Raw genomic sequence first — 12,422 nt, forward strand, 5'->3', positions numbered from 1 at the left:
TTGCGTGATCTTGTCGTAGGGGCGATCATGAGAAACGCAACAAAGATCGATGTATTCAGCAGTCTTGGACCGACGGCTGAGGAAATCTGCCGGCAAGTCGAGCGAATTCTCGCAAGTGAAGAATTTCACGCGCCGAAGCGCGGGCGAAATTTTTTGGAATTTGTTGTCAGCGAGACGCTCGCTGGTCGATCAGGTTTCCTGAAGGCATTTACCATCGCAAATATGGTTTTTGGTCGGGAAGCGTCATTCGACCCGCAGAATGATCCAGTCGTCAGGATCGAGGCGGGCCGAATACGAAAGGCCCTGGAACGTTATTATCTCGTCGCAGGCCAGGCGGATGACGTCATTATTACGGTGCCGAAAGGCGGATACGTGCCGCATTTCGAATATACCCGCGACGCGCCAATGCCGGCTCGGCCCGAAAAAGACCCGGAAAATCCGCGGATCGGAGAATTTGCTGATCAAGATCATTCACCTCATGAGGCGCGCCGTCCGCCGCCGATTGCTCGTGGTCTCGGAACCGGTCTGCTGGCCATTCTTCTTCTTCTCGCCCTTGCATCGGCATTTCTTGTGGCGGGAAGTGCCCCGATCAGACCATTGCCGACGCATAAACATACCTCCCCGCCGACGGTAGCTGTCGAGGTTTTTGCAGAGAGCAACTCCGTCGATTCCAATTCGGATATCGCCCGCGGCCTGAGAGACGATGTTATCGGCCAGCTTGCCCAGCTCGAAGACATCGTCGTGGTCGCCGATCCGCCGCCGGGTGATCATGCCGCTGCTGCCGACTACGCGCTTCAGGGCAACGTCCAGACGGATGGAAGCCGGTTGCGCTCCGTTGCCAGGCTGGTGCGTCGGGCAGACGGGGCCGTCATCTGGGCCAATAATTTCGATGCCGATCTTCGCGCTCAGAACAAGCTCTGGATTCAAACAAATGTTGCCCGGCAAATCGCCGGTGCGATAGCGCAGCCCCACGGCGCCATCTTTCAGGCCGAAACAGCCATGATCGCGCAGGCGGCGCAGAAGGCAGACCAGGATGCCCGTGCCTGTATCCCGGCCTACTATAGCTATCTCCAGGCGATGACTTCGCAAAGTCATGGCGCGGTGCGCGAGTGCCTGCAACAGGCTATCCGGCGCACCCCCGATAATGCGACGTCATGGGCGCTCTTGTCCCTGGTCTATCTTGACGAAATCAGATTTCGCTACAGGCTCGGCACACCATCTTCGGCCAAGCCCCTCGAATTGGCAACGGCTTCGGCGCAGCGGGCGGAATCGCTGGCGCCGGATAATCCCCGCGTGCTTCGCGCCGTTATGCTGGTGAACTTCTTCCGTGGAGATATCGACAAGGCGCTGGCGGCCGGGACGGCGGCCTATGGCGCAGATCCCGACGATGTGGAAGTTGCGGGCGAGTACGGCTTGCGATTGGCGATGTCGGGCAAATGGCAATCGGGTTGCGAGTTGATATCGATCGCGCTTGACAAAAATGCCGGCCCCAGTGGCTATTACGAGGCGGGTATGGCGATGTGCGCATTTATGAGAGGCGATATCGAAGCGGCAGAACAATGGTCGCGAATATCGGATCTCGACGGCAACCCCATGCGCCGCCTTGCCTTGCTGTCCATTCTCGGAGCCGCGGGGAAGATGGAGGACGCCAAGTTGGAGCAGGATTGGCTCCAGTCCCACGCGCCGGCATTGATGACGAACATCCGCCAGGAGGTTTCGCTGCGCTTGCAGCGCCCGGCGGATCAGGAAAGGTTCTTTGCCGGCCTGCGCGCCGCAGGGGTGGCCGTCGACCTGCCATCGGGAGGATAATGGCACGAACGATCCGGATGGACGGTCCCGCCGGCGATGGGAAGGCGGTCGCTTGCTATGCGGCTATGGAATCGGATCTGCGCCGCTCAGTTTCTGGTTGCTTGAAATTTCCATAACGATTTGAGCGGCAATTTCGTCCTCGACATCGAGAATGGTTTGATCGCGCAACTCGCGATCATATTGATTTGCCCAGACGACCGTGCCGTCGGCGCCGTTGATCAGGCGGACATGCAGATGCAGGACTGTGCCCTCGACAAGGATGCTTCCCTGCAGATTGAACAGCGAGCCGGTCGTCTCCATCCCGGATCGATCGGGAGCAAGCACGACGAGGTTGTCCACTTTCATGAGCTTGGCGATCAGCTGATCGGCCAGCCCCTTGGCAAAATCCGCGCCGCGCGCAGTACCGCCGAGGGCTGCGAAGGGTTCGACAACAATCCTGGTTTTGCTTTTCAACGTCGAGACGGCAGCCGGCGGCGTTTTCGGCGGCGACAGGTAGGATTCGAGCGGGCGGATGAGGGCGAGTACCGCCATTGCGCCGAAGAGCGCGGGAATGCCGATCGGCAGGAGAAGATCGCGATATCGCATCGATCGCTGATGCCCGGGATGGCGGTGCCTGTTCTCCCGATTTGGCGCATCGGCGGCCTCGACGTTCGAGGTGTCTTCATCGCTTGAAAAATGTGGAGCATAGCCCCCTTTGGGAATGGTGATTTGTATCGGGTCGCTGCTTCCGCAGACGAGATAGTATCGTTCAAGGGCGCGACGGATCCGCCCGGCTTCGATACGGACAACCGGATCGTTCTGTGCATCGAAGGAGGCATCGCGGCCGAACACGGCCTGTGCAATCGTAAAAGCCTTGAGCTGTCCGGCGTGGCCTTCAAGCGTCTCTTCCACAATATATTGCAGGAAGCGGCGCCCGCGTTCAGGCGCAAGAAATTCCGGGCTTGCGAGTATACGATCAAGCTGCGCGCGAACGCTTTCGGTATCTTGACGTGCCTGGCTGCCCCCTCCCTCTTCCGGTGCCATCTAGACCTCCCGCGATACCGCCGTATCACTCTCAAGGGGTGGAAGCATTATACACCCATCGGCGGTCGCGTGCTTCCGTAGCAATACGTAAGGGGTATCTCGAATACCGAGGCACGCAGCGATTGCTTATGCTGAACGCGGATGGGGGACGACGCACATGTTCCAGGGTCACGCGATCGGAAAATACACAACGGTTCCCGGCCACCACCATGGAACGGTTTCCGCAACAGCCAAAGATCAGTCGATCAAACTCAGCGCCGACGAAACGATCTACAGCGAAGGCGAATATGCCCTTGCCATCTACCAGGTCGAAGCAGGCGCCGTGCGGATTTACCGCCTGACGTCGAGCGGCCAGCGGCATATCCTATCCTTCTGCGGCAAGGGCGAATGGTTCGGGCTCGAAAACGGGAATGTCCGGACCGATTTTGCAGAGGCCATTTGCGAAACGCGCGTAAGGCCGTTTCGCACCAATCAGGACGCGGTCGTCCCCATCGATCTTTTGCACATTGCCCTGACGAACCTGGCAAAGGCGCAATGCAAACAACTCATCATCAGCGAGCAAAGCGCCTTGAAGCGCCTTGCAGCCTTCGTTCAGGAGATGGCCGACCGCCATCCCGAGGATCCGGAATTCGATATGATGATGTCTCGCAGCGATATTGCCGACTATCTCGGGCTGACGGTCGAAACGGTTGCCCGCTCTTTTACGAAGCTCCGGGAGAAACGCATCCTTCGTCTTGCCGGCAAATCACAACGGATTGTACGGCTTCTCGATCGCGATGCGCTCGTCGCCTTGACGATTTAGCAATGCAGAGTGTGACAGCGGTCTTTGCGAATCTGACGATACGCGCGGCGCTGCAGGCTACGATAGAGGATTGAACCATGACACATGCGTCCCGCCGAAAATCGATCGCATTGGCCAGAAGAGCTCTTGCGGGCCTGGTCGCCGCGCCGACTCTGGTCGCAGCTTTTCCACTGCACGCCGTCCATGCCGAGGATGATCCCTTCTCTCAGTTTCCGTTGGTCATCCATTGCAAGTACAACGAAACCTACCATGCCTTTTACATATCGCGTGTCTCGCAAGACGGCGTGGCGACCTATGTCGCATCCGACCGGATCGCCGGCACGATCACGCTCGATGGACAGGCAAAGGCGATCGGCGGCGCCGGCGGCGGCAGCTGCGTCGGCAAGACGCTGGTGGAGCTTCGTGCGTCTCAGCAGGCCTATGATCTGAAACCTTAGCGCATCGGCCCGAAAATCGGAATCGATTTTCGGAAAGCACAATGCGACGATTGAACGTGTTGGAGTATCCTTTCATCTGCCGTGGCCGGCGAGGTCACTTCGCCGGCGTCGCCGATTTTGCCGCCTGCTGCGCAAGGATCGCTTGAGCGGCCGCCGCGCCGCCACCCTTGTCGTCGCCTCCGACTTGCACCGTTGGCTGCGCGAATGCGATGCCGTTGGCCAGGAACAACTCGCGAATCTTGGCATAGGCTTTGCGACGGATATAAGTCTGCATGCCCGGAACCGTGGTCATGGCGAAGCTCAACACGATGCCGTAGTCGCCGAACTGCTCGACGCCCTTCATTTTCAGCGGCTCGATGAAGTGCTGGCCGAGTTCCGGATCTTCCATCAGATCGGCTCCGACCTTCTTGGTCAGCTTGCGCGCCTTGTCTATGTCGGTATCGAATCCGACGGTGATCCTGAACTTGTCGATCACCCAGTCCCGGCTCATGTTCTCGACGGCACCCAATTCGCTGAACGGCACCGTGAACACCGGGCCGCGATGATGGCGCAAACGCACCGAGCGCAGGCTGAAGCTCTCCACCGTCCCCTTGTAGTCCTTGGCCTGGATGTATTCACCCACACGGAAGGCGTCGTCGAGCATGTAGAAGACACCGTTGATCACGTCTTTGACCAAAGTCTGCGAGCCGAAACCGATGGCGACCCCGAAGATGCCCGCTCCGGCGATCAGCGGTCCGATCTGCACACCCAATTGCGCCAGCACGATCAGCCCCGCCATGACCGCGACAGCAACGGCCAATGCATTGCGAAGGATCGGGAGAAGTGTCCGAAACCGCGCGCGTCGGGCTGCGTCGGCCGGCGCAAGCGATGTCGTGCTGGTCGATACACGCAGCGTTCGATCGATCCAACCCCGCGCCACTTGCCAAAGAAGGTCGGCGACCACGAGGATCAGGACGCTCTTCAAGCCGCCGTAAAACAGAGCCGCGATCATCGGGTCGCGCCGACCCAGCGTGTCTGGATTGAGACGCCAGACAAGCGCCAGCCATCCCACGGCGACCGCGATAACTGCGGCGCGCGCACCGCGGGCGACCAGGATACCGCGCAGGCTGCCGGGATCGCTGGTGAAGGACAGCGCCATGCGGCCGACGGCATTCAGGACCGCCGGCAATATCAGCGCGTAGATGCCGATCCAGAACAGGCCCTTCATATTGAGGCACCAGACGAGCCACAGGACGACGAGGAAAGCCGTTAGCGCCGCCTTCCAGGCGCGGCTTCCTTCCCAGATCGACCACACGGCTTCGATGGCAAAAAGCAGCCCAATCACGGAGAAGCAGTAGCTGATTGCATCGCTGGCTTCAGGGGAAACGCCGAGCGGCTCGCCGACGGCTGCTGTCGCGCTCGCAAAGCTGATGAGCCCGAACAGGATCAATAGCCTCATCCGCAGCGACGAGCCCATCGCTACCGCGGACAGGAGTGCAGCCGCCAATCGAAACAGGATGAAAGCTGAGAGATAGGCAAGGAGCGTCACTCGCGCGAGCGGCGGCCATTCGACCGCGAAAAAGACGATGCCCATCGCGCCGGCGAATATGCCGACTGGGATAAGCCGGCCAAACAATGCCTCGCGACGTGCGGCAAACCTGCGATACACCGCCTCGGCGGCGAGACCAAAGGCGACCAGACCGCCGAATATGACGAATACCGGCGCATAGCCTCTGTCGGCAGCTTCGCGCCTTGCTCTCCTTGCCGCCGCCGTCACCTCTGCCGGAATCGCCGGGATCGCCGCCAGAATCGCGTTCACACGCCCCCGCACGCCGGCCTCCCACCTGGCCAAGGCCGAATGGCCGGCCGTTGAAACGGATGGCGCGGATCCGCTCTCCTGCTTGCGGCTATCGAGCCAGACTTTCACCTCGGGATCCTGCAGCAGGCGCACGAGTTCGTCGATCTTCTGCTGAGGGCTTACCGGCGGCGTTTGTGCCAAAGCGCTCAATGCGAGGAAAAAGGCGGCGGTGAAGGAAAGCAGCCATTTCAACCTGAGACTCCTCATTGCGTCAGCGTCTGTTGTTTCAGGTCGCCGTCGAGCGTCTCGTTGGCGGATCGTGGCGGCCTCCTCCGCGTGACGGGCTGCTCGATGATCGCAACCGGCGCCGCGACGGCGGTGGCCGCTACAGTGCCGATATTTGCCACCGTGCCGCCGACGACAGCTGTAATGCCCTGGCCCAGCGTGACCTTGGAATCGGTAAGGGTCTGGCCGGTCATAAGGCGCTGGCCGATGAGTTGGACAATCTCGGGACTTTCCGCAAATTTGCCGTGATTGAGCTTGTCGTTGGTCTTCACCTTCGTCAGGTCGATGGCGGTGATGCCGGCCTTTTCCAGTTTCGAGCGGTAGGGCTCTTCAGCAGGGTTGATCGCACCGAGACGGGATACACGTCCGGTGAGAAAGCTGGAGACTGCAAGAGCCTTGTCATCCTGGGAGACGAAGATCGTGAATTTCGGGCGCGGTTCGCCCATCTCCACATATTGTTTGGCGAAGACCTGAATGTCGATGTCGGGCGAGGCCAGGATGACATTGTGGATTTTCGAATTAACGTGACCGTCGCGTATCCCCATCTGCCGCAGGGATTCCATGGCAAGCCAGGTCCCCATAGAGTGGGCCATGACGGTGATGTCCTTGACGTTGGGATCGGCCGCCAGCGTGCGAAGCGCCTGCTCCAGCGCCGTGCGCGAATAGTTCGTACTTTCCTTGTCGTACTGGTAGGCAGTGATTTCCGCTCGTGACGGCCAGGTGAACAGGACGGGCGTCGCCTGCATCTTGCTGTCGTGCACGATCTGCGCCAGCCGGAAGACGGAATCCTCATAGGTGTTGTTGAAGCCATGAATGAAGACGAGTGCATGCCCGCCGTTCACGTGCTGTCGGAACCAGACGCGGCCTTGCGCGACGGTGTCGATCTGCTGAACGTTCGTCACGGCAAAGTCGGTGGCGGGATCGGGGGGAAGGCGTTTAGGCCACTGAACCGTGCCGGCTTCACGCTTTGCCGGGATTGAAATGGAGATCTGGGTCAGATGTGGCTTGGAACTGCGCTCGCCGTTGAAGAGTGTGGCCGGGCTTCCGGAAGGCTCGCGCGTGGTCGCAACCAGCATGTCGACCCTTGATGTTGGCGGCGTCGATGAAATTGAAACGGGTGTCATCACGCCGCCCGGATGCCCGCAACTCGTTAGAAGAAGAAAAAGAGCCACGCTACGCTTTGCCATTCACGCATCCAGCAATCGCCCAGGAGGAGGCTTCGGAGCCGGAATACTAGCAGCTGGGTCGCAGCGGCGCCTGTAGCATCACGTAATATCTGTATGCTTTGAAAGCGATCGTTGCGCAGGCATGGATAGGAGTCACGTCCCGCACAGGCCGTCCGAGCGCAGCGAAAGAAAGCAGGCTTTGGCGACAGGTGTCGGATATAGCATAGCTTACGGCTATCCGACCGCGAGATCGTATCCGGCAGGATCTGGCTGCTGCGGGGCAGACTTCTTCCCGAGCCCGCCGCGGGTCGACCGTAAACAGATCATCGCGCTCTGGAGCTGCTTCAGGGCGCACAACATTTCAAGAAAAGATCGGCCGGCAAGCCTTTAGGCTGCACAAACCCTACTTCCCCTCATGCAACGAAAACACCAATGTCGCCTTGGTGCCGTCATGCCCGGGATCATAAGCGAAATCCGATTTCAAACTCGCGGCCATGGCCGTCAGAATGCGCGTGCCGAGGCCGGTTCCTCTGGCCGGGCTCGACGGGTCGAAACCGGCGCCGTCATCCTCGACGATGACGCGCAATGTCTCGTCCGTTTGGTCGACGAGGACGCGGATCTCGCCCGGCACGCTATCCGGATAGGCATATTTGAAGGCATTGGTGACAAGCTCGCTGACGATCAGCCCGAGCGTGATCACCTTGTCGGTCGCCAGATTGACCGGCTCAGCAGTGAGCACGATGCGGTGTGGCCGCTTGTCGTCGCGCATCGAGGCTTCGAGTTCGGTGAGCAGGCTGTTCAGATATTCGTCGACCTGCACCGAGCCGACCTGCCGGTTGGTGTAGAGCCGGCGGTGCACGCTGGCGATGGCGTTGATGCGCATCTGCGTTTCATGCAGCGCATCGATCGCCACCTGGTCCTTGGTCATCGAAGACTGCATGCGGATTAGCGCGCCGACCAGGCCGAGGCTGTTGGCGATCCGGTGGTTGACTTCGGTAAGCAGCATCTCGGCAAGGTCGCGCTGCTGGCGGATCACCTCCTGAGCCTGCGCTGTTTCGCGGCGAAAACGCGCCCGCTCCAGCGCCTGTTCGAGGGCAGCGGCCAGCAGGTCGAAATAATCGGCTGAGATCTCCTTGAGCATGTAGTCATCGGCGCCGGCCTTCAGCGCCGCAACCGCGATGCTGGTATCGTCCGAACCCGTCGCATAGATGACCGGCGGATGATCCGGCATCGCCGTAATGCAGGGCAAAATGTCGAGGCCGGTCTCGTCAGCCAGGACATGATCGAGCACGACGGCATCGATACCGCCTTCGCCGAGTCTCGCAAGGCCGGCAGCGCCATTCTCAGCCCACTCCACCGAAAAGCCGCGCCGGAGCAGGTTCTTCTGCATCAGCAGGGCAAGCTCCTCGTCGTCGTCGATATAGAGGATGTGGATCAGGGCATCCGCATCGCCGCTAGAATTGCTCATTCCGTCTCCCGGCGTTCTCTCTGAGCGACGAACGCCCGCAAGCGTCCGAGTCGTCCGCATGGCAATGTCGTATTGCATTGACCGCCTGGGGTAAACAGCGGTTATCCCTCGCTCTTGTCGCAGGCGGCGCGGAAGAGGATGTCGGGCAGCCGGCATTTTCAGAACATGACCCTGGCCTGGGGAGGATCCCATGGAAACCGTTGAAAGAGGCTGGGAAACGAGAACCCTGAAGTAAGTTCCATAAACGCCGAGTGGCCCGATTGGTTCCGCAGGCCAAGCTAATTTTTCTGGAATTTCCGATGGCCGGATACTTCCGCCCCCGCCTCCACCGGCAATTGCAGGAAGCGTAGCGACGAGACGATGCCGATCGCGCCGACCACGACGAAAGCCCAGCGAAAATCGGCAAGAACGGGATTGTCGGCGCCCCTGAGAGCCGAGGCGATATTGAGCACGGCCGCCGCCACCGCCACGCCGAGCAGCATCGACACCTGCTGCAGCATGCTCGACAGCGTCGAGGCCGAGCTTCGCTGCGCCGGGCCGATATCGGCAAAAGCCAGCGTGTTCAGCGCGGTGAATTCCATCGACCGCGACAGGCCGGCGAGAAAAAGCAGCGCATGGATGAAAAACGGCGGCGTCGCCGGCGAAAGGAAGCCGCAGCCGACAATCGAAAGCGCCGCGATCAACCCATTGACCCCGAGCACGGTGCGGAAGCCGAAGAACCGCAGCAGCGGCGTCGTCACCGCCTTCATGCTGAAATTGCCGAGGAAATAGACGAGCAGATAGGTGCCGGCGGCAATCGAGCTCAGTCCGAAGCCGAGCTGGAACAGCAGAGGCAGTAGGAACGGCGTCGCGTTGATGGCCATCCGGCAGGCCGTGCCCGCCGACAGCGTCGACATCGAAAAGGTCTGGATGCGGAAGGCCGAAAGGTCGAGCAGTGGATTGTCGACGGCGAGAAAATGCCGAGTCGCCATGACCGAAAGCACGATGCCCGCCGCCAGCATTGAAATGATCGGCAAGAGACCGCCGTCCCATTTGACCGAAAGCTCCAACGCGGCAAGCAGGAAGGTCAATCCCGCAGCGCTGAGGACGAAGCCCACCAGATCCAGCCGGCCGGGATTGCTCTCGCGCTGCTCCGGCACGAAGCGCAGCACCAGCACCATGCCGAGAATGCCGATCGGGATGTTGATGAGGAAGTTCCAGTGCCAGCTGGCATAGGTGGTGATGAAGCCGCCGAGCACCGGGCCGATCACCGGCGCCGTCAGCGCCGGCCAGGTGATCAGCGCGATCGCCTGCACCAGTTCCGACTTGCGGGCATTCTTGAGCACGATGATGCGCCCGACCGGCGTCATCAGCGCACTGCCCGCCCCCTGGACGGCGCGCCACAGCACGAATTCCGCAAGGCTGCCAGAGAGCCCGCAGAACAGCGAGGCCCCGGTAAAAACGGCAATCGACATCAGGAAGATACGGCGCGCGCCGAACCGATCGCCGAGCCAGCCCGACAGCGGAATGAAAGCGGCCATCGTCAGCATGTAGACGGTGATGCCGATGCTCATCGACACCGGCTGCACGCCGAAGCTTGCCGCCATCTGCGGCAGCGAGGTGGTGACGATCGTGCCGTCGAGGATCTGCATGAAGAAGGAAACGGCAACGACCAGCGCCACGATTTTCGCCTGGCGGCCGCTCGCCGCCTCTTGCCCGTTCTCGCTCGTCTCTGCCGTGGTCATCGATCTGCCAATGAAAATTCCGGATGACGCGGCAGGGAAACGGGAAGGAAGCCGATCGGAGATCTGCCGCGCGGAGGCGCGCGGACATGGAAAGCCGCGCACTGGCTGAATACGCCCGTTGCAGCCGGCCGGAAAGGCTAAATCTCGCACTGCGCAGGAATATTCGCGATAGGGCCGGACGGCGGCCGACATCGATCCCCAGAAAGGATTCAAGAAAAAGGCCCCGCCGAAGCGAGGCCAAGCCTGATCCGCCCCGGGGAAAAACAGGAGCGGCGCACAATCCATATCGGGCGATCGATGTCGCAGCGAGGCCAGATGTCGCTGCTTTGGTACGCTTGCGGAGAAATTTCCCGATTTCGCGGAAAAGATTGCGCCCAGAAAGTCGCTGCCGGATGGGCGCGACATCTGTGCACTGCAGCAACGATTGCGACTTGCAATGTTTATAAAAATAGTTTTCACTAAACATATTGCTAAACATGATGATTGAGGAGTTCATGTGAGCATTTTCTGAAGTGGGTGAACATGCGACGCCGGCGGGGAGCCGGCCCTTGGTTCTGGGAGGAACTTATGCAGAAAACATCGAAAGCCCTTTTGGGGCTGGCCACGGCATTCGTCATGTCGTCGGCATTGCCCAATCTCGCCAAAGCCGATGAACTGACGCTGTGCTGGGCCGCCTGGGACCCCGCCAATGCGCTCGTCGAGCTGTCGAAGGATTTCACCGCCAAAACCGGCACGCAGATGAAGTTCGAATTCGTTCCGTGGACGAGTTATGCCGACCGCTTCCTCAACGAACTGAACTCCCACGGCAAGCTCTGCGATCTCATCATCGGTGACAGCCAGTGGATCGGCGGATCGGCCGAGAACGGCCACTACGTCAAGCTCAACGACTTCTTCGATAAGGAAGGCATCAAGATGGATGACTTCGTGCCGGCGACGGTCGTCGGCTACTCGGAATGGCCGAAGAACACCCCGAACTACTGGGCACTGCCCGCCATGGGCGACGTCGTCGGCTGGACCTACCGCAAGGACTGGTTCGAGAAGCCGGAACTGCAGAAGGAATTCAAGGCAAAATACGGCTGGGATCTCGCAGCGCCGAAGACCTACGATCAGTTGAAGCAGATCGCCGAATTCTTCCAGAAGCGGGAGATCGACGGCAAGACCGTCTATGGCGCCTCGATCTATACCGAACGCGGCTCCGAAGGCATAACCATGGGCGTGACCAACGTCCTCTATGACTGGGGCTTCCAGTACGACAATCCGAAGAAACCCTATGACATGGAAGGTTTCGTCAACTCGGACGATGCGGTCAAGGGCCTCGAATTCTACAAATCCCTCTATGATTGCTGCACCCCGCCCGGCAGCTCGAACGTCTACATGGTCGAATCCGCCGATGCCTTCAAATCCGGCCAGGTCGCCATGCAGATGAACTTCGCCTTCACCTGGCCCGGCCTCTATAAGGACGAAAAGGTCGGCGGCGACAGGATCGGCTTCTTCCCCAATCCGGCTGAAAAGGCGCATTTCGCCCAGCTCGGCGGCCAGGGCATCTCGGTGGTCTCCTACTCCGACAAGCGCGACGCCGCCCTGCAATATATCAAGTGGTTCGCCCAGCCTGATGTGCAGGCCAAATGGTGGGAACTCGGCGGCTTTTCCTGCCTGAACTCCGTCGTCAACGCGCCAAGCTTTGCCAAGAGCCAGCCCTATGCCCAAGCCTTCCTGGACTCGATGGCGATCGTCAAGGACTTCTGGGCTGAGCCGAGCTACGCCTCACTGCTGCAGGCCATGCAGAAACGCGTCCACAACTACGTGGTCGCCGGCAACGGCACCGCCAAGGAAGCGCTGGACGGTCTGGTGAAGGATTGGGGCGACGTCTTCAAGGACGACGGCAAGATCTAGCGCGTGGCATCACTGTTGCGTGTCATCCTCGCCAGGAT

The 12,422-nt window shown here is 60.3% G+C and carries 9 protein-coding genes; 4 read left to right on the top strand and 5 right to left on the bottom strand.

Annotated features, from left to right (window positions below; genetic code table 11):
- Positions 1 to 27 precede the first annotated feature (27 nt).
- Positions 28 to 1,809, top strand: coding sequence for a hypothetical protein (locus NE851_RS23930; RefSeq protein ID WP_183907443.1), 1,782 nt, complete (start codon positions 28 to 30; stop codon positions 1,807 to 1,809).
- 63 nt (positions 1,810 to 1,872) lie between these two features.
- Here NE851_RS23930 and NE851_RS23935 read toward each other — a convergent pair whose 3' ends face one another.
- Complete coding sequence (locus NE851_RS23935; RefSeq protein ID WP_028755965.1) at positions 1,873 to 2,832, bottom strand: membrane protein; 960 nt, start codon at positions 2,830 to 2,832, stop codon at positions 1,873 to 1,875.
- Positions 2,833 to 2,989: 157 nt separating this feature from the next.
- Here NE851_RS23935 and NE851_RS23940 point away from each other — a divergent pair, with 157 nt between their 5' ends.
- Together NE851_RS23940 and NE851_RS23945 are read left to right on the top strand one after the other, a co-directional pair.
- A complete protein-coding gene (locus NE851_RS23940; protein ID WP_028757836.1) occupies positions 2,990 to 3,634 on the top strand; it encodes a helix-turn-helix domain-containing protein in 645 nt (214 codons plus the stop codon).
- Positions 3,635 to 3,711: 77 nt separating this feature from the next.
- Complete coding sequence (locus tag NE851_RS23945) at positions 3,712 to 4,071, top strand: hypothetical protein (protein ID WP_028757835.1); 360 nt, start codon at positions 3,712 to 3,714, stop codon at positions 4,069 to 4,071.
- 94 nt (positions 4,072 to 4,165) lie between these two features.
- Here NE851_RS23945 and NE851_RS23950 read toward each other — a convergent pair whose 3' ends face one another.
- From NE851_RS23950 to NE851_RS23965, 4 genes are all read right to left on the bottom strand, one after another.
- Complete coding sequence (locus tag NE851_RS23950; RefSeq protein ID WP_254958209.1) at positions 4,166 to 6,100, bottom strand: mechanosensitive ion channel family protein; 1,935 nt, start codon at positions 6,098 to 6,100, stop codon at positions 4,166 to 4,168.
- A gap of 11 nt (positions 6,101 to 6,111) precedes the next feature.
- On the bottom strand, positions 6,112 to 7,320 hold the full coding sequence (locus NE851_RS23955) for an alpha/beta hydrolase (protein WP_028757833.1): 1,209 nt from the start codon (positions 7,318 to 7,320) through the stop codon (positions 6,112 to 6,114).
- Between the two features lie 382 nt (positions 7,321 to 7,702).
- On the bottom strand, positions 7,703 to 8,767 hold the full coding sequence (locus tag NE851_RS23960; RefSeq protein ID WP_132572137.1) for a sensor histidine kinase: 1,065 nt from the start codon (positions 8,765 to 8,767) through the stop codon (positions 7,703 to 7,705).
- A gap of 278 nt (positions 8,768 to 9,045) precedes the next feature.
- A complete protein-coding gene (locus tag NE851_RS23965) occupies positions 9,046 to 10,491 on the bottom strand; it encodes an MFS transporter (protein WP_047611666.1) in 1,446 nt (481 codons plus the stop codon).
- A 567-nt stretch (positions 10,492 to 11,058) separates the two neighbouring features.
- On the opposite strand from NE851_RS23965, the gene NE851_RS23970 reads away from it, so the two are divergent.
- The gene (locus NE851_RS23970; protein WP_028757830.1) at positions 11,059 to 12,384 is read left to right on the top strand and encodes an ABC transporter substrate-binding protein; all 1,326 of its coding nucleotides are present in this window, start codon (positions 11,059 to 11,061) and stop codon (positions 12,382 to 12,384) included.
- Positions 12,385 to 12,422: the final 38 nt, after the last annotated feature.

This window comes from Rhizobium anhuiense bv. trifolii, from assembly GCF_024346605.1.
In the GTDB taxonomy this organism is placed as follows: Bacteria; Pseudomonadota; Alphaproteobacteria; order Rhizobiales; family Rhizobiaceae; genus Rhizobium; species Rhizobium anhuiense.

Bases quoted from the DNA above. Each gene is read 5' to 3' on its own strand.
- NE851_RS23930 (WP_183907443.1), top strand. From the start codon at position 28: ATGAGAAACGCAACAAAGATCGATGTATTCAGCAGTCTTGGACCGACG.
- NE851_RS23935 (WP_028755965.1), bottom strand. From the start codon at position 2,832: ATGGCACCGGAAGAGGGAGGGGGCAGCCAGGCACGTCAAGATACCGAA.
- NE851_RS23940 (WP_028757836.1), top strand. From the start codon at position 2,990: ATGTTCCAGGGTCACGCGATCGGAAAATACACAACGGTTCCCGGCCAC.
- NE851_RS23945 (WP_028757835.1), top strand. From the start codon at position 3,712: ATGACACATGCGTCCCGCCGAAAATCGATCGCATTGGCCAGAAGAGCT.
- NE851_RS23955 (WP_028757833.1), bottom strand. From the start codon at position 7,320: ATGGCAAAGCGTAGCGTGGCTCTTTTTCTTCTTCTAACGAGTTGCGGG.
- NE851_RS23960 (WP_132572137.1), bottom strand. From the start codon at position 8,767: ATGAGCAATTCTAGCGGCGATGCGGATGCCCTGATCCACATCCTCTAT.
- NE851_RS23965 (WP_047611666.1), bottom strand. From the start codon at position 10,491: ATGACCACGGCAGAGACGAGCGAGAACGGGCAAGAGGCGGCGAGCGGC.
- NE851_RS23970 (WP_028757830.1), top strand. From the start codon at position 11,059: ATGCAGAAAACATCGAAAGCCCTTTTGGGGCTGGCCACGGCATTCGTC.